Annotated in this window: 20 protein-coding genes; 7 read left to right on the forward strand and 13 right to left on the reverse strand. The window is 70.7% G+C overall.

Going from position 1 to position 22,095, the window contains the following annotated elements; all coding sequences use genetic code 11:
* The 4 genes from QQM39_RS30145 to QQM39_RS30160 are packed head-to-tail and all read left to right on the forward strand — an operon-like array spanning position 1 to position 4,164.
* Positions 1–1,041, forward strand: coding sequence for a glycosyltransferase family 2 protein (locus QQM39_RS30145; RefSeq protein ID WP_302000694.1), 1,041 nt, complete (start codon positions 1–3; stop codon positions 1,039–1,041).
* A gap of 11 nt (positions 1,042–1,052) precedes the next feature.
* Complete coding sequence (locus tag QQM39_RS30150) at positions 1,053–2,222, forward strand: endonuclease/exonuclease/phosphatase family protein (protein WP_302000695.1); 1,170 nt, start codon at positions 1,053–1,055, stop codon at positions 2,220–2,222.
* Positions 2,219–3,175, forward strand: a complete 957-nt coding sequence (locus QQM39_RS30155; protein ID WP_302000696.1) for a lysylphosphatidylglycerol synthase domain-containing protein — start codon at positions 2,219–2,221, stop codon at positions 3,173–3,175. The genes QQM39_RS30150 and QQM39_RS30155 overlap by 4 nt, the downstream gene beginning before the upstream one ends.
* Positions 3,172–4,164, forward strand: a complete 993-nt coding sequence (locus tag QQM39_RS30160) for an aldo/keto reductase (RefSeq protein WP_302000697.1) — start codon at positions 3,172–3,174, stop codon at positions 4,162–4,164. The genes QQM39_RS30155 and QQM39_RS30160 overlap by 4 nt, the downstream gene beginning before the upstream one ends.
* On the opposite strand, the gene QQM39_RS30165 is transcribed toward QQM39_RS30160, so the two are convergent.
* Positions 4,151–5,584 (reverse strand): PLP-dependent aminotransferase family protein, encoded by a 1,434-nt coding sequence (locus QQM39_RS30165; RefSeq protein ID WP_302000698.1) that lies wholly within the window; start codon positions 5,582–5,584, stop codon positions 4,151–4,153. The genes QQM39_RS30160 and QQM39_RS30165 overlap by 14 nt on opposite strands.
* A 78-nt stretch (positions 5,585–5,662) precedes the next feature.
* Here QQM39_RS30165 and QQM39_RS30170 point away from each other — a divergent pair, with 78 nt between their 5' ends.
* Positions 5,663–5,890: a hypothetical protein gene (locus QQM39_RS30170; RefSeq protein WP_302000699.1), complete on the forward strand. Its 228-nt coding sequence runs from the start codon at positions 5,663–5,665 to the stop codon at positions 5,888–5,890.
* An 88-nt stretch (positions 5,891–5,978) separates the two neighbouring features.
* On the opposite strand, the gene QQM39_RS30175 is transcribed toward QQM39_RS30170, so the two are convergent.
* Positions 5,979–7,037: a hypothetical protein gene (locus QQM39_RS30175; protein WP_302000700.1), complete on the reverse strand. Its 1,059-nt coding sequence runs from the start codon at positions 7,035–7,037 to the stop codon at positions 5,979–5,981.
* Between the two features lie 209 nt (positions 7,038–7,246).
* Positions 7,247–9,835: an aminopeptidase N gene (gene pepN, locus QQM39_RS30180; protein WP_302000701.1), complete on the reverse strand. Its 2,589-nt coding sequence runs from the start codon at positions 9,833–9,835 to the stop codon at positions 7,247–7,249.
* 136 nt (positions 9,836–9,971) lie between these two features.
* On the opposite strand from pepN, the gene QQM39_RS30185 reads away from it, so the two are divergent.
* The gene (locus QQM39_RS30185) at positions 9,972–10,610 is read left to right on the forward strand and encodes a DsbA family protein (RefSeq protein WP_302000702.1); all 639 of its coding nucleotides are present in this window, start codon (positions 9,972–9,974) and stop codon (positions 10,608–10,610) included.
* A gap of 3 nt (positions 10,611–10,613) precedes the next feature.
* Here QQM39_RS30185 and QQM39_RS30190 read toward each other — a convergent pair whose 3' ends face one another.
* Genes QQM39_RS30190 through QQM39_RS30205 form a run of 4 tightly spaced genes read right to left on the reverse strand, consistent with a single transcriptional unit; the run spans position 10,614 to position 14,587 of the window.
* Complete coding sequence (locus tag QQM39_RS30190; RefSeq protein WP_302000703.1) at positions 10,614–10,838, reverse strand: hypothetical protein; 225 nt, start codon at positions 10,836–10,838, stop codon at positions 10,614–10,616.
* The gene (locus QQM39_RS30195; RefSeq protein ID WP_302000704.1) at positions 10,838–11,899 is read right to left on the reverse strand and encodes a glycerophosphodiester phosphodiesterase family protein; all 1,062 of its coding nucleotides are present in this window, start codon (positions 11,897–11,899) and stop codon (positions 10,838–10,840) included. Before QQM39_RS30195 ends, QQM39_RS30190 begins: the two co-directional genes overlap by 1 nt.
* A 26-nt stretch (positions 11,900–11,925) precedes the next feature.
* Positions 11,926–13,356 carry an FGGY-family carbohydrate kinase gene (locus tag QQM39_RS30200; protein ID WP_302000705.1) on the reverse strand — a complete coding sequence of 477 codons (1,431 nt, stop codon included), beginning with the start codon at positions 13,354–13,356 and terminating at the stop codon, positions 11,926–11,928.
* Positions 13,289–14,587 (reverse strand): 2-hydroxyacid dehydrogenase, encoded by a 1,299-nt coding sequence (locus QQM39_RS30205; protein ID WP_302000706.1) that lies wholly within the window; start codon positions 14,585–14,587, stop codon positions 13,289–13,291. The genes QQM39_RS30200 and QQM39_RS30205 overlap by 68 nt, the downstream gene beginning before the upstream one ends.
* Positions 14,588–14,654: 67 nt before the next feature.
* On the opposite strand from QQM39_RS30205, the gene QQM39_RS30210 reads away from it, so the two are divergent.
* Positions 14,655–15,845 carry an RNA-guided endonuclease TnpB family protein gene (locus QQM39_RS30210; protein ID WP_302003777.1) on the forward strand — a complete coding sequence of 397 codons (1,191 nt, stop codon included), beginning with the start codon at positions 14,655–14,657 and terminating at the stop codon, positions 15,843–15,845.
* Positions 15,846–15,875: 30 nt separating this feature from the next.
* Here the strand turns inward: QQM39_RS30210 and QQM39_RS30215 are convergent, their stop codons facing one another.
* Genes QQM39_RS30215 through QQM39_RS30240 form a run of 6 tightly spaced genes read right to left on the reverse strand, consistent with a single transcriptional unit; the run spans position 15,876 to position 22,006 of the window.
* On the reverse strand, positions 15,876–16,955 hold the full coding sequence (locus QQM39_RS30215; protein ID WP_302000707.1) for an ABC transporter ATP-binding protein: 1,080 nt from the start codon (positions 16,953–16,955) through the stop codon (positions 15,876–15,878).
* Positions 16,933–17,769, reverse strand: a complete 837-nt coding sequence (locus tag QQM39_RS30220) for a DeoR/GlpR family DNA-binding transcription regulator (protein WP_302000708.1) — start codon at positions 17,767–17,769, stop codon at positions 16,933–16,935. The genes QQM39_RS30215 and QQM39_RS30220 overlap by 23 nt, the downstream gene beginning before the upstream one ends.
* The gene (locus QQM39_RS30225; RefSeq protein ID WP_302000709.1) at positions 17,766–18,860 is read right to left on the reverse strand and encodes an ABC transporter ATP-binding protein; all 1,095 of its coding nucleotides are present in this window, start codon (positions 18,858–18,860) and stop codon (positions 17,766–17,768) included. The genes QQM39_RS30220 and QQM39_RS30225 overlap by 4 nt, the downstream gene beginning before the upstream one ends.
* Entirely contained in the window at positions 18,857–19,696 is an 840-nt protein-coding gene (locus QQM39_RS30230) for a carbohydrate ABC transporter permease (protein ID WP_302000710.1), read from the reverse strand. The genes QQM39_RS30225 and QQM39_RS30230 overlap by 4 nt, the downstream gene beginning before the upstream one ends.
* A complete protein-coding gene (locus QQM39_RS30235) occupies positions 19,693–20,580 on the reverse strand; it encodes a carbohydrate ABC transporter permease (protein ID WP_302000711.1) in 888 nt (295 codons plus the stop codon). Before QQM39_RS30235 ends, QQM39_RS30230 begins: the two co-directional genes overlap by 4 nt.
* 4 nt (positions 20,581–20,584) lie before the next feature.
* Positions 20,585–22,006, reverse strand: coding sequence for a sugar ABC transporter substrate-binding protein (locus tag QQM39_RS30240; protein ID WP_302000712.1), 1,422 nt, complete (start codon positions 22,004–22,006; stop codon positions 20,585–20,587).
* Positions 22,007–22,095: the final 89 nt, after the last annotated feature.

The raw sequence follows: 22,095 nt of genomic DNA on the forward strand, positions 1-22,095 counted from the left end.
ATGGACAACACGGCCGAGCTCCCCCTCGTCTCCGTCATCATCCCCAACTACAACTACGGCCGCACGATCGGCATGTGCCTGGAATCCGTGAGCCGCCAGACCTACCCGCGCCTCGAAGTCATCGTGGTGGACGACTGCTCCACCGACGACTCCGCCCGCATCGCCCGGGAGGCCGGCGTCACGGTGCTCAGCACCGGCACCAACAGCGGCGTGGCGGCCACCCGCAACGTCGGCGTCCAACACGCGAGCGGCGAGGTGCTGTTGTTCCTGGACTCGGACGTGGCCCTGGCCCCGGACGCGGTGCTCAAGGCCGTGACCCGGCTGCGCGCCGAGCCCAACGCCGGTGCGGTGTGCGGGATCTACGAGCCGGTGCCGCTGATCCGGGACAGCATGGTCGAGGAGTGCCGCTCGCTGCAGGCCTACTACTGGCGGGAGACGGCGGAGGGCACGGTCACCTTCCTGTTCCCCTCCATCTGCGCGATGTGGCGCCGGGTCTACGACGACGTCGGGCCGTTCGACGCCCGCCTGCGGCAGACGGAGGAAGTGGACTACGGTCTGCGCCTCTCCCAGCGCTACGACCTCATCCTCACCTCCACCGTCCGCGGCACCCACGACGACGACCACGAACTGTGGCCCCTGGCCCGCAAGATCTTCACCCGGGGCCGGCTGCGTGTGCCGCTGTACGCCCGGCGCCGCAAGTTCGCCAAGGGGTTCGAGACCGCCTCCCGGGCCTGGGGGAGCCTGGCCGCACTGCTCGCCGTACCGGCGTTGCTGCTGCCGCTGCTCGTCGGCCCGGTCGGCTGGCTGGTACCGGCCGCCCTGCTGGCCCTCTCCCTCGGCTGCGACCTCGGCATGTACCGCTATGTGCGCAGGACACGAGGCGTCCCCTTCCTGCTGTTCTTCGTCGCCGTCCAGTTCGTCTTCAACCTGGCGGTCGCCTCCGGCGTGGTGACGGGAGCCCTGCACTGGCTCGTCTCCGACCGGTTCCGGGCGCTCTACGACCGCGACGGCGCGCCGGCCGCCGTGCTGCCCGCGGGCTGAGGCGCCGCGCCATGGCCATGGAACTGACCCGGCAGCCCGCCTCGCCGACCGGTGAGGCGGCTCCGGAACCCGCCCCCGTCACCCAGCCCCGTTGGTGCCGCTACACCCGGCTGCTGCTCGCCGCCGGCACCGGCTGGCTGGTCCTCGTCCTCCTGCAGTACCCGCTCAGCGGCCGCTGGTGGGCCATGATGGTGCTCAACCTGGAGCCCCCGGTCGCCTTCGCCGCCGTACCCCTGCTGCTCCTCGCCGGCATACCGGCCGCACGGCTCGCCCGGCGCCGGGTGCCCCGGCGGCCCGCACTGATCGTCGGAGCGCTGGCCCTGACCGGGCTGCTCCTCGGCCACCCGTGGTCCGGACTGAACCCCGCCGCCCTGTGGCAGGGCGGCGGGACGGTACCGCCCGGCGCGCTGAAGGTCGTCTCCTTCAACACCCTGGCCTGGGGCAAGAGCACCACACCGGAGCGCTTCTACCAGGCGTTGAAGGCGCGGAACGCCGACGTCTACCTGCTCCAGGAGTACGTCTGGAGCGACCAGGACGACGCCAACGAGCGGCAGATCGACGACATGGCCCGCATCCGGAAGGAGTTCCCCGACTATCAGGTGGCCGTGCAGGGTGAGCTCGTCACCCTGTCCCGGTACCCGATCGTCTCCCGCCCCGCGATCGGCCCGTACCGGGCCACCGCCCGCGCCGCCTCCCCCGACTGGTACACGGTCTACCGGACGGGCAAGGTGTTGCGGACCGACATCGGGGTGCGCGGGCAGGTCGTATCCCTCTACAACGTGCACATCCCCGTCCAGGTCGACATGCGCGAAAGCTTCCTGTCCCCGGCCTTCTACCGGACGATCCACGACCGTGAGGCGGCCCGCCGCGCCCAGTACAAGGGCCTGCTCGACGACGTCCGCGCCAACCGCAACCCCCTCCTGGTCGCCGGGGACTTCAACACCACCGCCGCGATGGGCGATCTGCGGCCCCTGCGCTCGGCCCTCGACGACGCGGCCGACCACGGCGGCTCGCTCTGGCCCACCTCCTGGAACGAGCAGGGGCGGCTCAGACTCTGGCGGCTCGACTGGACGTTCACCTCCGCGGGCCTGGACGTGGCCCGGCACGCGCTCACCGCGCTCCCGGAGGTCTCCGACCACCGCCTCCAGGAGACCGTCGTATCGGTAGAGGCGTCCCGATGATCCGGCGCCTGGCCAGGGCGGCCGTGGCGGCGGTGTTCCTCGCCGCCGCCGCCGTCGGAATGGGAAGCGTGCTGTGGGGGCACGGCGGTGACGTCCTGGCGATGTTCACCGGGCCCCGGGCCGCGGCACTGCTCGCTGCCGCGCTCCTCATGAAGATGACGGGCCAGCTGGCGGGCTGGGCCTCCTGGCAGGCCGGGCTCACCGGACTCGGCTCACCGCTGCCCGCCCGGCAGAGCGCCCGCATCTACTTCCTGGCCCTGCTCGGCAAGTACATCCCCGGCCCGGTCTGGGGCGTCCTGGCCTACGTACGCCTCGGCGGCGCGGCCGGCATCGCGGCGGGCCGGATGGTGAGCGCCTATCTGCTCAACACGGTGGTGGTGCTGCTCACCGCCGCCGTCATGGGGCTGCTCTGCGTCCAGGGGCTGGGGGTCGGGGGCCTGTGGCTCGCGGCCGTGGTACCGCTCGCCCTCGCCGTGCTGTGGCGCCCGCGCCTGCTGTTCCGTCTGACGGCCCGGGCGGCCCGGCTGCTGCGGCGGGAGCCGCCCGCCGGGGAGTTCTCCGACCGTGACGTACGCCGTGCGATCGGGCTGGAGACGCTCTGCTGGGCGGTCTCCGGGCTGCACCTGTGGCTGATCGCCGTCCTGCTCGGCGCACCGGCCGGGCGTGCACTGCCCCTCTGCGTGGGGGCGTTCGCCCTGGCCACGGTCGCGGGGGCGCTGACCCTGGTCGTTCCCGACGGGGCCGGGACGCGTGAACTGGTGCTGCTGGGCGCGCTGTCCACCGTGCTGCCGTGGGCCGAGGCGGGGGCGGCGGCACTGGCCAGCAGGGTGTGCTGCACCTTGGCCGAACTGCTGGGCGCGGGCGGCGTTGTGCTGCTGACGAACCATCGTGGAGTCGAGAAGAAGCCGGTGTTCGCCCTGTCGCGACACCGTGAGCGAGAAGGAGTGACATGACCAACCAGCGAAGGACCCTGGTCACCGGCGGACCGGAGGTGTCGGCCCTCGGCCTGGGCACCTGGGCGCTCGGCGGTCCCTCGGCCGCGGGAGACCAACCCCTCGGCTGGGGCGCCCGGTTCGACCGCGCCGAGGCCGCGGAGGTGTTCCGGGCCGCGTTCGACAGCGGAATCACGCTCTACGACACGGCCGACGCCTACGGCACCGGTACGGCGGAGCGGCTCATCGGCGAGACCCTCTCCGGCAAGCGCGACCAGATCACCATCGTCTCCAAGTGGGGCAACACCATCGACGAGGAGGCCCGGCAGCTCACCGGCCAGAACGCCACCCCCGGCTACCTCCGCGAGGCCCTGACGGCCTCCCTGCGCCGCCTGCGCACCGACTACCTCGACCTGTACCTGCTCCACCTCTCCGGCCTCCCCGTGGCCGAGGCGGAGGAACTCCTGGGAACCTTGCAGGACTTGGTGACGGAAGGAAGCATCCGCGCCTACGGCTGGTCCACGGACGAACCGGAACTCGCCGCCGCCTGGGTGGGCCAACCCGGCTTCGGAGGCGTGGAGTTCGAGATCAACGTGGTCCACGACTCACCTGCCATCGTCGCGCTCTGCGAGCAGCACGGCCTGCCCGGCCTGGCCCGAGGCCCCCTGGGCACCGGCCTGCTCACCGGCGCCCACCCGGAGGGCTCCCGCATCACCGACGAGCAGGACTTCCGCCGTCGCTCCCCGGACTGGCTCAACTACTTCCGGGACGGCTACCCCGTCCCGGAACTCGCCCGGGCACTGGAGTCCGTCCGCCAGATCCTGACCTCCGGCGGCCGCACGCTCGCGCAGGGCGCTCTTGCCTGGCTGTGGGCCCGTTCGCCCTCGCTGATCCCGATCCCCGGAGCCCGGACGGTGGCTCAGGTCAGGGAGAACGCGGCGGCAATGGAACACGGCCCGCTCACGGCGGACGAGATGAGGGAGATCGACGCATTGCTCACGGCAGGCTGAACCCGGCGGGCTGCCCGCACTCCTCGATCGCCGCCCGGAGGCGGTGGACCGCTTCGTTCACCGCCCCGTCCGCGAGATTCCCGTACCCGAGGACCAGGCCGTGATCGGCGTGGTCCTCGGTGGCGTGGTAGGCGGTGAGGTCGGCGATGCGCAACGACCGGGCGCCCGCTGCCCTGACCACGGCGGCGGTGTCCACGTCGGCGGGCATCCGGAGGATGAGGTGGAGGCCGGCCGCGATGCCGGAGACCGGGGCGCCGGGCAGTTCACGGGCGAGGGCCTGGACGAGTGCGTCGCGGCGGTCGCGGTAGCGCTTGCGGCAGGCCCGGAGGTGGCGGTCGTAGGCGCCTGACTCCAGCAGTCCGGCGAAGGCGAGCTGGTCGAGCGTCGGCGGCTGAGTCGCCGTCTGGTCGGACCGGTGCAGGTACTGGGTCCAGCGGGGCGGTGCCACGATCCACCCGATGCCCAGCGCCGGGGACAGTATCTTGCTGAGCGACTTCAACAGGACGACGCGAGACGGATCCATTCCCTGCAGCGCCGCGACCGGCCGACGGTCGTAGCGGAACTCCGCGTCGTAGTCGTCCTCCAGTACGACGCCGTCCACCTGGCGGGCCCACTGCAGCAGGGCGGCGCGCCGCTCGGGGGCGAGCACGCTGCCCAGCGGGAACTGGTGCGCCGGGCTCGTCAGTACGGCCCGAAGGCCGGTGTGTCCGGCGAGGTCGTCGACGCGCAGACCCCCGCCGTCCGTGCGCACCGGTACCGGGTCCAGGCCGGCGGCGCGGATCACCTCGCGCAGCCGGGTCCAGCCCGGTTCCTCACAACCGACCGCGGTGATGCCATCGGCGCGCAGGGCCTGGCAGACGCGCCGTACCCCGTCGGTCACGCTCGTGCACACCGTCACGTCGTCCGGGGTCGCCAGGACGCCGCGAGAGCGGCCCAGGTAGGCGACGAGCAGCCGCCTGAGCCGGGGGTGACCGCCGGCCGGCGGGTATCCGAACTCCGCGAACGCCGTGGTGGTCACCTGTGCCCGTACCGCCTCGGCCCACCGGCGGCGCGGAAACGCGCGCAGGTCCGGCAGACCCGGCCCGAGGTCGAAGCGCGCCTCGGGATCCCGGCGCGGTGCGCGGCGCCCGGAGTCGGCGTCCGCGTCGTTCGTCCAGCGCACCCGGGTGGCGGAGCCGGTCTGCGCCTCCAGATATCCCTCGGCGATCAGCTGGCTGTACGCCTCCGTGACCGCCCAGCGCGAACAGCCGAGATCGGTGGCGAGCTGCCGGCTGGGCGGCAGAGCGGTGCCTACCTCGATGCGCCCGTCCCTGATCGCCGTACGCAGCGCCCGCTTCACCCGCTCGTGCAGCGGACCGTCACCGGGCTGCCCCAGCTGAAGCAGAAGATCCCCCGCCAGATTGGTCTGTGATTCCCGCATGGCATTGGACGGTATCAGCGAGCCATTGCTCGCTACCTTCGATGCACAGACCAGTGCGTGTACATGAAGGAGGCCGTCGTGGCGACAGTGAGGCGCTCGGTGCCGATCCAGGACCAACACCAGATGTTCCGCGGCGTGTTCGAGGACTGGCAGGCCAGGGCCGGTGCCCTGTCGGCTCTGCCGGACGCGCCGGTCGTGCCGGACGACGCCCGGCAGGGGCGGACCGCATGGCGTCGGCTGCGCACGCACTTCGCACGGACCGCGGGTGTCCGCCGAGCCGTTGCCATCGATTGGCCGGCCGCCTGAGGCGGTGCCGTCGACGACATGAGGAGGGGCCGCCGGTGATCCGGCGGCCCCTCCTCTCCCCTCCTGGTGCTGCCTTCCCGGTCCGTCACTACCGGGGCAGCACCACGACATACGCGGCCGGATCGCGGTCCGCCGCCGCCATCAACGCCGTACGGACCACCGCCGCCTGCTGCTCCATCGAGTCCCTCAGCTTCTTCGGGGTGATGTGGACGACCGTGATGCCGAGGCGCTCCAGGTGCTCGCGCTTGCGGGCGTACTCCGACCAGAGCGCGTCGTCGTCCTGCCGATGGCCTTGGCGGGGCGCCCGGGTGTCCAGCTCCACCGCCACCGCCTGCTCCGGCCAGTACGCGTCCAGGCCGCCGAGGTGGGGGCCGCCGGGCAGGCGCAGGTCGACGTTCCAGACGGGGTCGGGCAGGCCGTGGACGTGGACCATCTCGTACAGCCGGTCCTCCGCGATCGCGCGGCCCTCGGCGAGCAGGGAGTCCACCGCGTCCACCACGTGCGGGCGGGACAGCAGCTTCGCCTGGTTCAACTCCCGTACCACCGACGCCGGTTCGCAGTGGCCGCCGCGGACGGCCTCCGTCAGCAGGCGGCGTACGGCGCTCGCGTCCGTCAGTTCGGCCACCGCGTCGGCCAGGGCGCGCGGGACCGGGGCCACCGGAAGGCCCGTCACCTGCTGGGGGGCGGGGAGGGCGGCGGTGCGCAGGATGCGGGCGCAGCCCGTGGAGCGCAGCCGGCGCATCCGGGGGACCAGGACGTCGATCCGGTCCAGCGCGGTGAGCGGCGGCGTGGCGGAGAAGCCGTGCAGGGTCAGCGCCGCGAGGCCCGTGATCACCGCGTCGGGGTAGGCGGGGGCGTGTCCCTCGCCGGCGTTCGGCTGGGACGGCACCCCCGGCGACCGTTCCCGCGCCGCGTACATCAGCACCGCGTGCAGGCGCTCCTCGCTGGTCGGCGGGCCGGGGTGGAGCAGGAAGACGCCGGGGAGGAACTGCTGCCAGGGGCCGCCGGGGCGGCACTGCTCGTTCATCTCGGCGGGCGAGATGCCGTGCGACTTCAGCTGTGCGGTCGTCATGACACGGCGGTGCACCTCGGAGAGGTGGCGCAGGGGGCGGGGGGAGAGCGGGGGGAGCGGGGCGTTGTGGTTCATGACCCGGAGGTTCCCGCGTCCCGACCGTCCTTTAACCGCTGTTACACGCCCGTCGACAAAAACGGACAACCTGGCACTAAAGGACGCGTGTTCGGATGCCGAGTAGGCACGGAAAACCCCTGGTCCGTTCGGGTTGGACCAGGGGTTACGGCTGCTATTGCCTGAATTCCGTAACGGTCACGGAGGGCCGTGACCGTTGGCCAAAGGTCTTATGCGGTTGACGCCGCCGCGTCACACGCCTGCCCCCGCAGCCCTCGCGCCAGGTCGTCCCGCGCCTCCAGCACCAGCCGCCGCAGCGCCGGCGCCGCGTCCTCGTGGGCCGCGAGCCACGCGTCCGTCGCGTCCAGCGTGGCCTGCGACTGCTGGAGCCCCGGGAACAGGCCCCGGACCACGTCCATGCCGATCTGGATCGACCGCTCGGCCCACACCCGCTCGATCGCCGCGAAGTACTTGTCGGCGTACGGCGCGAGCAGTTCCCGCTGCGAGGGCTGGGTGAAGCCGGAGATGGTCGCCTCGACCAGTGCGTTGGACAGCACGTCCGACTCGACGACCTGCACCCATGCCTGAGCCTTCACCGCCTCCGACGGCCGCGCGGCGAGGCAGCGGACCTGGTGGCGCTTGCCGGACGCCGTGTCGTCGCGGGCGAGTTCGGCGACCAGCACCGACCCGTCGATCACCCCGTGCGCGGCCAGCGGCTCCAGGAACGCCCAGCGCAGCTCCTGGTCGACGTCCAGGCCCTCGATCTTCTCCGTGCCCTCCAGCAGACCCCGCAGCAGCCCCAGGTCCTGCGGCCCCGACGCCACCGACGCGAAGAACCGCGCCCACGCCAGCTGCTGCTCGCTGCCCGGCGCGGCGGCCCGCAGCTCCCGCAGCGCGCCCTCGGCGAGCAGCTGTTCGCCGGTCGGACGCCACCCGGGCGCCACATAGTGGACCAGCGACGAGTTCGCCCACGCGTGCAGCATCTGCAGCACGCCGATGTCCGACTCGCGCCCCGCGAACCGCAGCACCAGGTCCACGAAGTCCCGCGCCGGCAGCAGCGCGTCCCGCGTCATGTTCCACAGCGCCGACCAGCACAGGGCACGGGCGAGCGGGTCGGTCACCGAGCCCAGGTGCTCCCGCAGCGTCGCCAGGGACGTCTCGTCGAAACGGGTCTTGCAGTACGTCAGGTCGTCGTCGTTCACGAGCACGAGCTCCGGGGCCTCGGCGCCCGCCAGCTCCGCCACGACCGTGCGCGGACCGTCGACGTCCACCTCGGCCTGCGCGTACCGCTCCAGCGCCCCCTCCGCGCCCCGCCGGTACAGGCCCACGGCGACCCGGTGCGGGCGCAGCTCGGGGTGTGACTCCGCCGCCTCCTGCACCACCGCCAGCTCGTCGACGCGGCCCTCGGTGTCCAGCAGCACCTGCGGGGTCAGCGAGTTCACGCCCGCCGTCTGCAGCCATGCCCGCGCCCACGCGCCCATGTCCCGCCCGCTGGTCTCCTCCAGCACCGACAGCAGATCACCCAGGCGCGTGTTGCCGTAGGCGTGCCGCTTGAAGTAGCGCCGCGCGCCCTCCAGGAACGCGTCCTGGCCGACGTAGGCCACCAGCTGCTTCAGGACGGAGGCGCCCTTGGCGTACGTGATGCCGTCGAAGTTGAGCTTGGCGTCCTGCAGGTCGCGGATGTCGGCGGTGATCGGGTGGGTGGAGGGCAGCTGGTCGGCGCGGTACGCCCAGGCCTTGCGACGGTTGGCGAAGGTGATCCAGGCGTCCTTGAAGCGGGTCGCGCCCACGTTCGCGAAGGTGCCCATGAAGTCCGCGAAGGACTCCTTCAGCCACAGGTCGTCCCACCACACCATGGTGACCAGGTCGCCGAACCACATGTGCGCCATCTCGTGCAGGATGACGTTGGCCCGGCCCTCGTACGCCGCCCGCGTCACCTTGCCGCGGAAGATGAACTCCTCCCGGAAGGTCACCATCCCCGGGTTCTCCATCGCGCCGAGGTTGTACTCGGGCACGAACGCCTGGTCGTACTTCCCGAAGGGGTACGGGTAGTCGAAGTGGTCGTGGAAGAAGTCCAGGCCCTGCTTGGTGACCAGGAAGACGTCGTCGGCGTCGAAGTAGGGGGCCAGGCCCTTGCGGCACATGGCGCCGAGCGGGATCTGAAGCGTCGTGCCGTCGGCGAACGTGCGGGAGTACGAGTCCGTCACGTAGTGGTACGGACCGGCCACGATGCACGTGATGTACGTCGAGATCGGCTTGGTCTCCGCGAACCGCCAGACACCGTCGGCGAGTTCACCCGCCCCGTTGCTCCACACCGTCCACCCCTCGGGCGCCCGCACCTCGAAGCGGAACGGGGCCTTGAGATCCGGCTGCTCGAAGTTCGCGAAGACCCGGCGGGAGTCGGCCGGCTCGTACTGCGTGTAGAGGTAGACCTCGCCGTCCTCGGGGTCGACGAAGCGGTGCAGGCCCTCGCCGGTGCGGGAATAGGCGCACTGGGCGTCGACGACGAGTTCGTTGTCGGCGGCCAGGTCCTCCAGGGTGATCCGCGAGCCGTCGAAGACCTCGCTCGGGTCCAGGTCCCTGCCGTTGAGGGAGACGGCCGTCACACTCGGCGCGATCAGGTCCGCGAAGCTGGTGGCACCGGGCTCGGCGCAGCGGAAGCGGATCGTGGTGACCGAGCGGAAGGTGCGCGGCGCCTGACTTGCGAACTCCCCGTCGCCCACGGCGGAACGGACGTCGAGGGACACCTCGTACCCGTCGACGGACAGCAGGGCGGCCCGCTCCCGGGCCTCGTCACGGGACAGATTCTCACCGGGCACGGGGGCGACTCCCTCGGGTTGTGTTCAGTATGCGGACAGCCCTGATCCTGCCATGAGCCCCCGACCCGGAGCAGCCGGGAATGGCCGGACCGGCCAGGAACGTTTCCCCGGGAAACGCTTCCCCTTGAGGAGAGACATGTCGGACAAGACCCCCGTCGACTTCTGGTTCGACCCCCTGTGCCCCTGGGCCTGGATGACCTCGCGCTGGGTGCTGGAGGTGGAGAAGCTCCGCGAGATAGAGGTCCGCTGGCATCTCATGAGCCTGGCCGTCCTCAACGAGGACAAGCTCGACGAACTGCCCGAGCAGTACCGCGAACTGCTCGAGACCAAGGCATGGGGTCCCGTCCGGGTCGTCATCGCGGCACAGGAGGAGCACGGCGCCAAGGTGCTCGGCGACCTCTACACCGCGCTCGGCACCCGCATCCACAACAAGGAGGAGGGCCCGGGCAAGGAGACCGTCGCCGCCGCCCTGAAGGACGTCGGCCTGCCGGACTCCCTCATGGAGCACTGGGACAGCACGCCCTACGAGCCGCAGTTGCGCGCCTCCCACAAGGAGGGCATCGAGAAGGTCGGCCAGGAGGTCGGCACCCCCGTCATCGCCGTCCCCGGCGCCGACGGCGAGCAGATCGCGTTCTTCGGCCCGGTCGTCACCCCCGCCCCCAAGGGCGAGGACGCCGCGAAGCTGTGGGACGGCACCCTCGCCGTGGCCTCCGTACCGGGGTTCTACGAGATCAAGCGCACCCGTACCAAGGGGCCGGACTTCAGCAACCTTTAGGGCTCACACCGGTTCTGTGGCGGCGGGCTGGATCTTCAACTCCTCCGGGAGCAGGCCGCCGCCGCTCCGGTTGTACCAGGGCTGGTACCACCGGCAGCCCTCGGCGGTACAGCGCCACAGGTCTCCACGGTCCGCCTTGATCGCTTCCAGCTCGTCGCGGGTGAGCGGCCTGAACACCTGCGTGCGGCTGCCACCACACGTCCGGCAGTGCTTGTCCCGGAAAAACATCAGCCCCTCCTAGCCATCACCGCCAGATCGGGGAAGTCGGTCACCACCGCGTCGACTCCCATCCCGTAGTACACCGCGTACTCCCCGAAGGCGTCCCCGAAATCGTTCGCTCCGGTACCGCGCCGGAAGTCCGCAGGCAGGAACTGGTTCTCCGCCCGGAAGGTGTACGGCCCCACCCGCAGCCCCGCCGCATGGGCGTCCGCGAGGACCGGTGTGCCGACGAGCGACGACTTGTCCGGCCCGATCCACTCCGCGTACTCGGCGATCCGCGCCAGCCCCGCCGGCGTCATCATGTCCCGGTACGTCGTCGGATCACCGGCCGAGACAAGGTCGTACGGCCCACCCGTCGTCCCCAGCGCCTGCCACAGCGGCACCCCCAGCCGCTCGGCCGCGATCCGCTGCAGGCTCGTCGGCTCGAAGGACTGCACGACACACTCGCGCCGGCCCAGGCGGCTGCGGCGGATCACCTCCGCCAGCCTCGGCTCCAGGGGCAGGCCCAGCCCGCGGAAGTACGTCGGGTGCTTCGTCTCCGGGAAGACGGCGACCGTACGGCCGTATGCCTTCGACAGCCGGCGCGCGAGGTCGACCACCTCCTGGAAGGTGAGCACCTCCTCGCGGCCGTCGAACACGGTGTTGCGGTTGCGGACCAGCGGCAGCCGCTCCACCGCCCGCAGCGACTTCAGCTCCGCCAGCGTGAAGTCCTCCGTGAACCAGCCGGTCACCGACCGCCCGTCCACCGTCTTCGTCGTACGGCGGTCCGCGAACTCCGGGTGCGACGCCACGTCCGTCGTCTGCGAGATCTCGTTCTCGTGCCGGACGACCAGGACGTGGTCCTTCGTCGGGACGAGGTCCGGTTCTATCCAGTCGGCGCCGCTCTGCACGGCGTATGTGTAGGAAGCCGCCGTGTGTTCGGGGCGCCAGCCCGCGGCGCCGCGGTGGCCGATGACGACCGGCCGCCCTGGAGGGCGGGAATCGCCGGCCGCGGTCGCCGTCGTGGGCACGGTGGCGGCCGCCGTGGTGCCGACGGCCGCGAGCAGCAGGGATCTACGTCTCGGGTGCATGCAACTTCCTTTCTTCGTCCGGACGTTCACGCGCGTGCCCGGCCGCGCGCCTCCGCCAGCCGGGTCAGGTGTTCCTCGTAGCCCTTCGTGTAGTACGCCGCCCGCCCCCCGTCCGGCTCGACGACCGCCGTCGGCTGCGTCCACGCCGCCACGTCCAGCGCCACCCCGTACCGCTCGGCCGCCGCCAGCACCGCCCCCCGCGCGCCCACCTCGCCCTCGACGACCCTGAGCGGCCGCCCGAGCACGTCGGCGAGCAGCCGCATCCAGGCAGGACTGCGGGTACCGCCACCGCACACCGCCAGCGTCCCGGTGAGCCCCGCCGCCTGAAGACAGTGCCGGGCCGCGTAGCCGATGCCCTCACAGGTCGCCCGGACCAGATCGGCGCGGGTCGACTCCAGGGAGACGCCGGTCAGTTCGGCGCGCAGGCGGGGCTCGACGAAGGGGGCCCGTTCGCCGGAGGGCGCGAAGTACGGGAGGACGCGTACGCCGTTCGCCCCGGGGGGCGTCTCGGCCAGCAGGCCGTCGACCTCCTCGTGCCGGACGCCCGTCGTCGACAGCACCCAGTCCAGCGCCGCCGTACCGACCATCGCGGGCATCGCGCGCAGCCAGTGGCCCGGGCGGTCCGTGTTGATGTACAGGCCGGCCGGTTCGCCGGTCAGGTCGAGGTCGGTCGTCGCGACGAGGCTGGCCAGACAGGTGCCGACGATGAGGAGACCGTCGCCGGGTCGCGTGACCCCCGCGCCCAGTGCGCAGGCCGGCAGGTCGTACGGGCCGTTCGCGAGGCGCGTGCCGGGCGGGAGGCCCTCGCCCGCGGCGTGGGTCCGCGCCGTCGCGATCGGGTCGCTGACGGGGGCGAGGAGGCCTCGGCGGTGGGTCAGGCCCAGCAGTTCCACGACCCGGTTGTCGTACGTCCGGGTACGGGGGTCCAGGAACGGCATCGACGCGTCCGAGACGTCCGTTGTCGGACCTGCCCCCGTCAGCCGCTGGAACACCATGTCCTTGCAGTACAGGGCCGCCTTCGCGGCATCCAGTGCCTTCGGCTCGTGACTGTCCAGCCAGGCGAGGAGCGGGCCCGGGCAGCCCGGGAACATGGCGCTGCCGGTGCGCCGGAAGACCGTCTCGAAGGTGCCGTCCGCCAGCCAGCGGTCGACGAGTTCGTGCGCGCGGCCGTCCATCCAGGAGGCGGCGGGGCGCACCGGACGTCCCTCCGCGTCGACCAGCCACACGCCGTCGCCCTGGCCCGTCAAACCGGCCAGCTCGACCGGCCCCGGGGCGCGCTCCGTGACCTCGCGGAGTACGGCCACGACCGCGCCGTACAGCTCGTCCATGTCCTGCTCGACGACGCCGCCGTGCAGGGCGAGGGCCACCGGGCGGGCGGCGACGGCCAGTTCACGGCCCTCGGGGTCGAACGCGGCGGCCTTCACCGTGGACGTGCCTACATCGATACCGACGTACATTCCCACCCACTTCTTTGCTCGGTCGGCTGTGCCGTGCTTTTTGCAGCCGGCGTGCCGAATGTTTGGCTCGGTCGCCTCCGGCGCGCGCCCCTACGGCTCCCTCGCGGCCGGTGTCGTCGGCCCAGTCATGTTGGTGGGCACGCACCGGCGTTGGCCGGGGTCCCACCGGCGTTGATGTTGCTCTCACCCGGCCCGACAGGTCCTCAGGTGAGGCAGTGAGCGAGTGGCTCCCCCGTACCCAGCGGCCCACCTCCGCCGCCGCGATCGCCGCCGCCTTCTCCGCCACCGCACGGGACGCCCCGCCCAGGTGCGGGGTCAGGACGACGCGGTCGGCCAGGGCGTGCAGGCGTGAGTGCGGCGGGAGCGGTTCCTGTACGTAGGTGTCCAGGGCCGCCGCCGACACGTGGCCGTTCTCCAGGGCCGCGCACAGCGCCTCCTCGTCCAGCAACGGCCCCCGTGCCGCGTTCACGACCACCGAGCCCTGCGGCAGCAGGGCGAGTTCCCGGGCGCCGATCAGGCCTCGGGTCTCGGCGGTGAGGCGGGCATGCAGGGTGATCACCAGGGAGCGGCGCAGGAGTTCGTCGAGGGAGCCGATCCGCAGGCCGTGGATCTCGTGATGGTGGACGTACGGGTCGTAGACCATCACCCGCGCCCCGAACGCGCACAGCACGCGCGCCACCCTGCTGCCCACCGCCCCGTAGCCGACCAGCCCGACCGGCAGGTCCTCCAGCTCCAGGCCGCTGTGCTCGTACGTGTAGTAGGTCGCCCCCTCCCAGCTCCCCTGCCGGGCCAGCAGGTCGTGGGCCTGGGGGATGCGGCGCAGGGCCGCCAGCATGAGGCCGACGGTGAACTCGGCGGTGGCGGCGGCGTTGCGGCCGGGGGCGTAGCAGACGCGGACGTCGCGCCGTTTGGCCGCGTCCAGGTTGACGTTCACCGGGCCGCCCCGGCACACCACGACCAGCTTCAGATCCGGGCAGGCGGCGAGGACCTTCTCGGTAACCGGCCCCATCTGCGTGATCAGGACCTCCGCCCCGGCCAGAGCCTCGATCATCTCGTCCTCGGCGTCACTGGCCTCCTGAACCTCGGCCACCGGCCCGAACGGCTCCAGCGGCCAGCCGAGCTTCAGCTCCTTCACGGTCGCCCGCTCCGCCTCATGCTCCACCGCCCGCGTGATCAGCGACGGCAGGACGAAGTGGTCACCGGCGGCCACAATTCGTACCGGTTCGGTCATTCGCTGTCCTTTCCAAAGCCTGGCAGCCCATTACAAGTTGCGCCGCTATCTGTGAGTTGTGAAGGCCATGAATGCGAAGCGGGCGTTCAAGTACCGCTTCTATCCGACTGGCGCGCAGGCAGCAGAGCTGTCGCGCACGTTCGGGTGCGTGCGAAAGGTCTATAACCTGGCGCTCGCGGCCCGCACGGAAGCGTGGGCCCTGCGGCAGGAGCGGATCAACTACAACGCGACGTCGGCGATGCTGACGGCGTGGAAGAAGACCGAGGAACTGGCCTACCTCAACGACGTCTCGTCCGTCCCACTCCAGCAGGCCCTGCGGCACTTGCAGACGGCGTTCACTCACTTCTTCGCCAAGCGCACCAAGTACCCGCGGTTCAAGTCGCGGAAAAAGTCCCGCAAGTCCGCCGAGTACACCACCAGTGCGTTCCGTTTCCGTGATGGCGAGCTGACGCTGGCGAAGATGGCGGAGCCGCTCGACATCGTGTGGTCCCGCACTTTGCCCGAGGGGGCGCAGCCCTCGACGGTGACCGTGTCCCAGGACGCGGCCGAACGTTGGTTCGTGTCCCTCTTGGTCGAGGACCCGGCCGTCCAGCCGCTTCCCTTCACGGAAACGGCGGTCGGTGTGGACGCCGGATCGGTCCACCTGCTGACGCTGTCGACTGGGGAGAAGATCACCAACCCCCGGCATGAGCGCAAGGATCGTGGCCGCCTGTCCAAGGCGCAGCGAGAGTTGTCCCGCAAAGCCGAGGGCGACGGCGCCAATCGGGCCAAGGCACGGCGGAAGGTTGCCCGTATCCATGCACGTATCGCCGACCGCCGCCGCGACACGCTGCACAAGCTCACTACTCGGCTCGTTCGTGAAAACCAAACGATCGTGATCGAGGACCTCACCGTTCGGAACCTGCTGAAGAACGGCAAGCTTGCCCGCGCTATCAGTGACGCGGCATGGAGCGATTTCCGCAGCATGCTCGAGTACAAGGCTCAGTGGTACGGCCGCGAAGTAATCGCTGTCGACCGCTGGTTCCCCTCCTCCAAGCTGTGCTCGAATTGCGGACGGCTCCAGGACACGATGCCGCCGCACGTTCGCACTTGGACGTGCGACTGCGGCACGACCCACGACCGCGACGAGAACGCGGCGAAGAACCTTCTGGCCGCCGGGCTGGCGGTGTCGGCCTGTGGAGCCGGTGTAAGACCTCAACGGAGCACTCCGGGCGGGCAGTCGGCGACGAAGCAGGAAGCCCTGTGGCGTAAGCCGTAGGGACCCCCCTTCTTCAGGAGGGGGAGCAAGTCAACGCAGGGAGTCTCCCGTCTCGGCGTCGAAGACATGGGTGAGGTGAGGGTCGGCGGTGACATGGACGCGGTCGTCGTGGGCGAGGCGTACCTCGGGGTCGGTGAGGACGACGAGGGGGCGTTCGACGCCGTCGAGGGTGAGGGTCGCGATGCCCGACTCCAGGAGGGGTTCGTGGGCGACGACGCGGGCGGGCAGGCCGTCGGCGCCGGTCAGGCTCAGGTCCTCGGGGCGGATGCCGACCACCACCTCCCGGCCTGCCGCCACCGGCACCGGCACGGCGATCCGCAGGGTGTCGGAGAGGCGGGCGTGGCCGTCGCCGTCCGCGATGCCGGGCAGGAGGTTGATCGCGGGCTCGCCGACGAAGTCCGCGACGAAGACGTTGGCCGGGCTGTCGTAGATCTCGTACGGCGTGCCGAGCTGCTGGATCACGCCGTCCTTCATCACGGCGATCCGGTCGGCGAGGGAGAGGGCCTCCTCCTGGTCGTGGGTGACCAGGATGGTGGTGTGGCCCAGGTCGCGCTGGATGCGCTTGAGTTCGCGGCGGGTCGTGTCGCGCTGGGCCGCGTCCAGGTGCGAGAGGGGCTCGTCGAGGAGGAGGACGTCCGGTTCGCGGATCAGGGCGCGGGCCAGGGAGACCCGTTGCTTCTGGCCGCTGGAGAGGCCGGCGGGGCGGGCGTCGAGGATGGCGGTGAGGTCCACGCGTTCGGCGATGTCCTTGACCTTGCGGTCGACGTCGCCCCGGTCGGCTCGGCGCCGTGCCTTCAGGCCGAAGGCCAGGTTCTCCGCCACCGTGAGGGGCGGGTAGAGGGCGTAGTTCTCGAAGGCGACCCCCATGTTGCGCTGCTGTGCCGGGCGGGCGGTCACCGACGCCCCGCCGACCAGGATGTCCCCGCCGGTCACCGTCTCCAGGCCGGCGATCATGCGGAGGGTGGTGGACTTGCCGCAGCCCGACGGGCCCAGGAGGCCGAGCAGCTCGCCGGAGCGCAGGGCCAGGTCGATGCCGCGTACGGCGTCCACGGCCGGGCGGCCCCGGGCCGAATAGGTCTTGCGCAGGTCACGTAGCTCCAGCTCGGTCATCGCTGCCCTTCGTCACGGTCGCTGCCTTCGCGCAGACTTCGTAGGTGACCTTGTGCTCGTCCAGGTCCCGCAGCGCCTCCGCCGACGCCCCGTCGTCGACGAGGAGCAGGTCGAAGCGGGAGAGGGGGGCCACCCGGTGCAGGGCGACCCTGGCGAGCTTGGTGTGGTCTATCAGCAGGACGTTGCGGGCGGCCGCGTCGAGCATGGCCCGCTTCACCGACACGATGTGCTGCTCCTGGTGGTAGGCGTAGCCCCCGCGCACGGCCGACGTCGACGCGAAGCAGACGTCCACGCGCAGCTGCTCTATCGCCTCGACGCAGGACACGCCGAGGAAGGAGGAGTGCAGCGGGTCGTAGTCGCCGCCGAGCGCCATGAGGTGGATGCCGCGCTGGTCGGAGAGGAGGTTGATCGCCTCCAGGAAGTTGGTGACGACCGTGAGCGGGGTGACCTCGCCGAGGCGCAGCCTGCGGGCTATCTCCAGGGTGGACGTGGAGTCGTCCAGCATGATCGCCATGCCGGGCTCGATCAGCTTCAGGGCGCGGTCGGCGACGGCGGCCTTCTCGGCGCGCATGGTCTTCAGGCGGTACTGCACATTCGACTCGAAGACACCGGAGGGCTGGGCCGTCACTCCGCCCCGGAACTTCCTGACGATGCCTTGCCGTTCGAGCTCGTCGAGGTCCCGGTGGATGGTCATCAGGCTCACCCCGAAGCGCTCGGCCAGCTCGGCGGCCGTCGCCGAACCGTCGGCCAGCACCCGCTCGGCCATGGCGGCCTGGCGGGCGGCAGGACCCTGCTGTGCGCTGTTGTTGTTCATCGTTTCTCGATCCGTCGTCCTGGGCGCTCCGGCCGGTCGGCCTCGAACAGCAGCAGGTTCTCAGGCCGGACCGACAGCCGGACCGGATCGTCGGGCCGCAGCCCGGTCGTGTCGGAGCGCGCGGCGACCAGCGACACCTGCTGCCTGCCCAGCCGGACGGTGACCTCGACCGACCGCCCGAGCACCTCGGTGACATAGACGGTGCCGGTGAGCCGGTGACCGGGGCCGCGCAGGGTGATGTCGCGGGGCCGCAGCCCGATCAGCACGTCGGTGCCGGGAGCCGCCTGCGCACCGACCGGCAGCTCGATCTCCCCGTCCGCCGAACGGAACCCGCCGTCCTGCGTCACCGTCCCCGGCAGCAGATTGATCCGCGGCCGTCCGAAGGCCCGCGCCACCTCCGTGTCGCAGGGCCGGTACCAGATCTCCTCCCGCGTCCCCGTCTGCACGATCCGCCCGCCCCGGATCACCCCGATCCGGTCGCCGAGCGCCAGCGCCTCGACGGAGTCATGGGTGACGTAGAGGGTGGTCGTGCGCTGCACCGCCCCGATCGCCTTCAGCTCGGCCCGCATCTGCTGGCGCAGCTTGGCGTCCAGGTGGGAGAGGGGCTCGTCGAGGAGGAAGGCGCGGGCGGGGCGGACCAGGACCCGGCCGAGGGCGACGCGCTGCCGCTGACCGTTGGAGAGCCGGCCGACGGGGCGGTCCAACAGGGCGGAGATGCCGAGGAGTTCGGCGATCTCGCCGATCCGCTCCCGTGCCTGCGCGGCGGGGAGGCGGTGGCGCGGGGAGCGGAGCGGCGAGGCCAGGTTGTCGTAGGCCGACTTGTGCGGGTACAGGGCGTAGCTCTCGAAGCACATCGCGACGCCACGGTCGTACGGCTCGACACCCCGCATGTCCTTGCCGTCGAGTTCGACGGTGCCGGAGTCGGGGAGTTCGAGTCCGGCGACGGTCTTCAGCGTCGTCGTCTTCCCGGCTCCCGACGGGCCGAGCAGGCAGAAGAACTCGCCTTCCCGGACCTCCAGGTCGAGCCCGTCCAGGGCCGTGGTCTTCCCGTACGTCTTGTGGATCTCCCGCAGCGCGATGGCCGGGCTCATGACTTCACCGCCCCGAACGACAGCCCCCGCACCAGATACCGCTGGATCGTCAGCGCGAGCAGCAGCGGCGGTACGACGGAGACGAGGGCGGCGGCGGCCGTGAGGTTGTACTTGGGCCGGTCGCCGCCCAGGAAGGACAGGGCGCCCACGGTCACGGTCTGGGCCTCGTTGGAGGTGAGGATGAGGGGGAAGACGAAGTTGTTCCAGGCGAAGATGAAGGCCAGCAGCGACACGGCCGCGATGCCCGGCTTGACCAGCGGGATCGCCACCTTGAAGAACGCCTGCTTGCGGCTGTAGCCGTCCAGCAGCGCCGCCTGCTCCAGCTCGGGCGTGAGGTCGGCGAAGTACGAGCGCATGATCCACACGATGAGGGGGAGGGTGACCAGCTGGAGGACCCAGATCATGCCGACGTACGTGTCGAACAGGCCGAGCTTCTGGTACAGCACGAACAGCGGGATGATCACGGTCAGTTCGGGTGCGAACCGGAACGACAGCAGCGTGAACATCAGGTTCTCCGAGCCCTTGAACCGCCAGCGCGCCGAGGCGTACGCCGCCGGAAGGCCGACAAGGAGCGACAGGGCCACCGCGCCCAGCGACACGACCAGGCTGTTGACGAAGAAGCGGACGAACGGGATGCCCTCGCTGTCGCCGAGGACCGTGCGGTAGCCGTCGAGGGTGGGGGAGAAGGAGAAGTACGTCGAGAAGAGCTCGTTCGTCGGCTTCAGGGAGAGGATCACCATCCAGGCGATCGGGAACAGCGCGAAGATGAAGTAGAGGATGAGGGCGGCGTCCGCGAGCCACCCCAACAGGCGCTTCTTCGAGGTCGTTCGGCTCACTTGGCAGGCACCTCCGCCGCCTTCCGCTGGATCTTCCCCAGGTGCTTCACCAGCACCATCGCGGCGAGATACACCACGGCCCACAGCACGATCGTGTAGCTGATCCCGAACGAGTACCGCTGGAAGCGGATCGCCTCCAGGTACGCCCGGATCTGCAGGACGACGGTGGAGTCACCCGGGCCGCCCTCGGTCAGGGCGTAGATGATGTCGAACACCTTCAGCGAGTCCATGAAGCGGAAGATCACCGCGACCAGGACATACGGCCACAGCATCGGCAGCGTCAGCCGCCGGAAGGTGTACCACCAGCCCGCCCCGTCAACGGCCGCCGCCTCGAAGGGGGAGGTGGGCAGCGAGCGCAGGCCGGCGAGGGCGAGGATCGCCACGAACGGGGTGTAGACCCAGACGTCCACCGCGATCGACGACAGCAGCGCGCCGGTCGGGGTGTCCGTCCACTGGACTCCGCCCAGGCCGAAGGGTCTCAGCAGGTAGTTGATCACCCCGACCGACGGCTGGAGCATCAGCTTCCAGATGATCGCCGCGATCACCGGGGCGATCATCAACGGCAGGATGAGGATCTTCTCCAGCACCCGGCCGACGATCGTCGACCGGTGCAGCAGCAGGGCGACGGCCACGCCCAGCACCGTCTCGACGGCGGCGGCCCCGACGGCGTACAGCACCGTCACCCACGCCGAGTTCCAGAAGGCCTCCTGCGTGAAGACGGTCTCGTAGTTCTCGAACCGCACCATGTCCGGCTGGGGTTTGCTCGCCGAGAAGTCGAACAGCGTGTAGTAGAGGCCGAGTCCGAAAGGGTAGAGAATCCCGCAGGTCAGCAGCAGGGCGGGGACGATCAGGAGGTACGGGCGCAGGTTGAGCCGCCATCCCATCGCGCTAGCCCACCTTGTCGGCGAGGTCGCCCGCCAGCCCGTCGAGCACCGACCCCGCGCCCTGGCCGCCGTAGATCTCCTGAAGGGCGGAGGCCCAGCTGGTGGTCGCGTCGAAGAACTGCGCCTGCGGGGTGAACTGGATCTTCGTCTGGTCGACGACGGCCTCGAAGGTCTCGATGAAGCCGGGGAGGTTGTTCATCTTGTTCTTGTAGGCGGCGTCGTCGGCGATCGATTTCCGTACCGGGTCGATGTGGTTGTGCGTGATCGCGCTCTTGAGCAGGTGCTCCTTGCCGGTCGCCCACTGGAGGAACAGCCAACTGGCGCTCTTCTTCTTGCTCTTGGCGTTCATGCCGAGCGACCAGATCCACATGTTGGTCGCGAGGGACCCGTCCGGGCCCTTCGGACCGGGGTGGAAGGCGATCTTCCCGGAGGCGGGGCTCGCGCCCTCGACCGCCTGGAAGTAGGCCGCCGTGTCCGCGTCGAACAGCATCCCGGCCTTCTTCGCGCCGAGGTCGCTGGAGCACTGGTACCAGGTGTACGACGTCCAGGACGGCGGCCCGCCCTGCTTGACCATGCCGGCCCAGTCCTCGGTGAACGCGACGGCCTTCGGGGTGTTCATGGCGGGTGTGAGCTTCCCGCCCTCGACTGTGAAGTCCTTGAGCCCGTTGCGGGCGTACATGGTCATGAAGCCGGGGTGGATGGTGGCCCAGCTCCTCGATCCCCGTACGGCGATCCCGTACATGCCGTCGAAACCGGCGCCGGGGGCCTTCTGTTTGATCGTCCGGGCGATGTCGCGCAGCTCGTCGAAGGTCTCGGCGGGCTTGAGGCCGAGCTTCTTGAAGACGTCCGTGTTGTAGGCGACGACGTTGGTCTCCCAGCCCCACGGCAGCGCGTACTGCCCGCCCTGCCCGAGCGGCGCGCCCGCCTTCAGGGACCACTGGTCGGCCTGGAGGAGGTTCGGGAAGAAGTCGGCCTGGTCCCAGTCGGCGCCGGTCGCCGAGGAGTTGCGCATCCAGGGACCGAGGTCCTCCAGCCAGCCGGGCGGGCCGTACTGCCAGACCATGTAGGCGCCCAGCATGAAGACGTCGTACGAGGCACGCCCGCTGGACAGGTCGACGGTGAGCTTGTCGAAGTAGTTGTCCTCGGGGAAGACGTCGTACTCGACCTTGATGCCGGTCTTCTCGGTGAAGGACTTCAGGTCGGCGATCAGCGCGTCCGTGTACGGATGCTTGTTGAGCAGCGCCTTGACGGTCGTGCCCTTCTCCCGCTTCCAGTCGAAGGAGCCGGTGACGTCGTCGGCGGCCGAGCCGTCGCTCTTGTCGTCGTCACCCCCGAATCCGGCCCCGCAGGCCGCGAGCAGCGGGGTCGCGGCGGCCGCGGCGGTCAGGGCGAGGAAGCGGCGGCGATCGTGCGCGTGCATGTCCATCCGTGACCTCCACGTGGGGTTCGGCCATCCGGGTGCTCGGGGTTGACACGGCGAGTCGACTCGTTAACAGAGGGTGGAACGGCGGAAGT

Source organism: Streptomyces sp. DT2A-34, from assembly GCF_030499515.1.
Classification (GTDB): Bacteria; Actinomycetota; Actinomycetes; order Streptomycetales; family Streptomycetaceae; genus Streptomyces.

Excerpts from the sequence above, each read along its gene's own strand:
- QQM39_RS30210 (WP_302003777.1), top strand. The coding sequence starts at position 14,655 with ATGAATGCGAAGCGGGCGTTCAAGTACCGCTTCTATCCGACTGGCGCG.
- QQM39_RS30235 (WP_302000711.1), bottom strand. The coding sequence starts at position 20,580 with ATGGGATGGCGGCTCAACCTGCGCCCGTACCTCCTGATCGTCCCCGCC.
- QQM39_RS30165 (WP_302000698.1), bottom strand. The coding sequence starts at position 5,584 with ATGCGGGAATCACAGACCAATCTGGCGGGGGATCTTCTGCTTCAGCTG.
- QQM39_RS30225 (WP_302000709.1), bottom strand. The coding sequence starts at position 18,860 with ATGAGCCCGGCCATCGCGCTGCGGGAGATCCACAAGACGTACGGGAAG.
- QQM39_RS30185 (WP_302000702.1), top strand. The coding sequence starts at position 9,972 with ATGTCGGACAAGACCCCCGTCGACTTCTGGTTCGACCCCCTGTGCCCC.
- QQM39_RS30240 (WP_302000712.1), bottom strand. The coding sequence starts at position 22,006 with ATGGACATGCACGCGCACGATCGCCGCCGCTTCCTCGCCCTGACCGCC.
- QQM39_RS30175 (WP_302000700.1), bottom strand. The coding sequence starts at position 7,037 with ATGAACCACAACGCCCCGCTCCCCCCGCTCTCCCCCCGCCCCCTGCGC.
- QQM39_RS30155 (WP_302000696.1), top strand. The coding sequence starts at position 2,219 with ATGATCCGGCGCCTGGCCAGGGCGGCCGTGGCGGCGGTGTTCCTCGCC.
- QQM39_RS30150 (WP_302000695.1), top strand. The coding sequence starts at position 1,053 with ATGGCCATGGAACTGACCCGGCAGCCCGCCTCGCCGACCGGTGAGGCG.
- QQM39_RS30160 (WP_302000697.1), top strand. The coding sequence starts at position 3,172 with ATGACCAACCAGCGAAGGACCCTGGTCACCGGCGGACCGGAGGTGTCG.
- QQM39_RS30220 (WP_302000708.1), bottom strand. The coding sequence starts at position 17,769 with ATGAACAACAACAGCGCACAGCAGGGTCCTGCCGCCCGCCAGGCCGCC.
- QQM39_RS30205 (WP_302000706.1), bottom strand. The coding sequence starts at position 14,587 with ATGACCGAACCGGTACGAATTGTGGCCGCCGGTGACCACTTCGTCCTG.
- QQM39_RS30190 (WP_302000703.1), bottom strand. The coding sequence starts at position 10,838 with ATGTTTTTCCGGGACAAGCACTGCCGGACGTGTGGTGGCAGCCGCACG.
- QQM39_RS30200 (WP_302000705.1), bottom strand. The coding sequence starts at position 13,356 with ATGTACGTCGGTATCGATGTAGGCACGTCCACGGTGAAGGCCGCCGCG.
- QQM39_RS30145 (WP_302000694.1), top strand. The coding sequence starts at position 1 with ATGGACAACACGGCCGAGCTCCCCCTCGTCTCCGTCATCATCCCCAAC.
- QQM39_RS30215 (WP_302000707.1), bottom strand. The coding sequence starts at position 16,955 with ATGACCGAGCTGGAGCTACGTGACCTGCGCAAGACCTATTCGGCCCGG.
- QQM39_RS30195 (WP_302000704.1), bottom strand. The coding sequence starts at position 11,899 with ATGCACCCGAGACGTAGATCCCTGCTGCTCGCGGCCGTCGGCACCACG.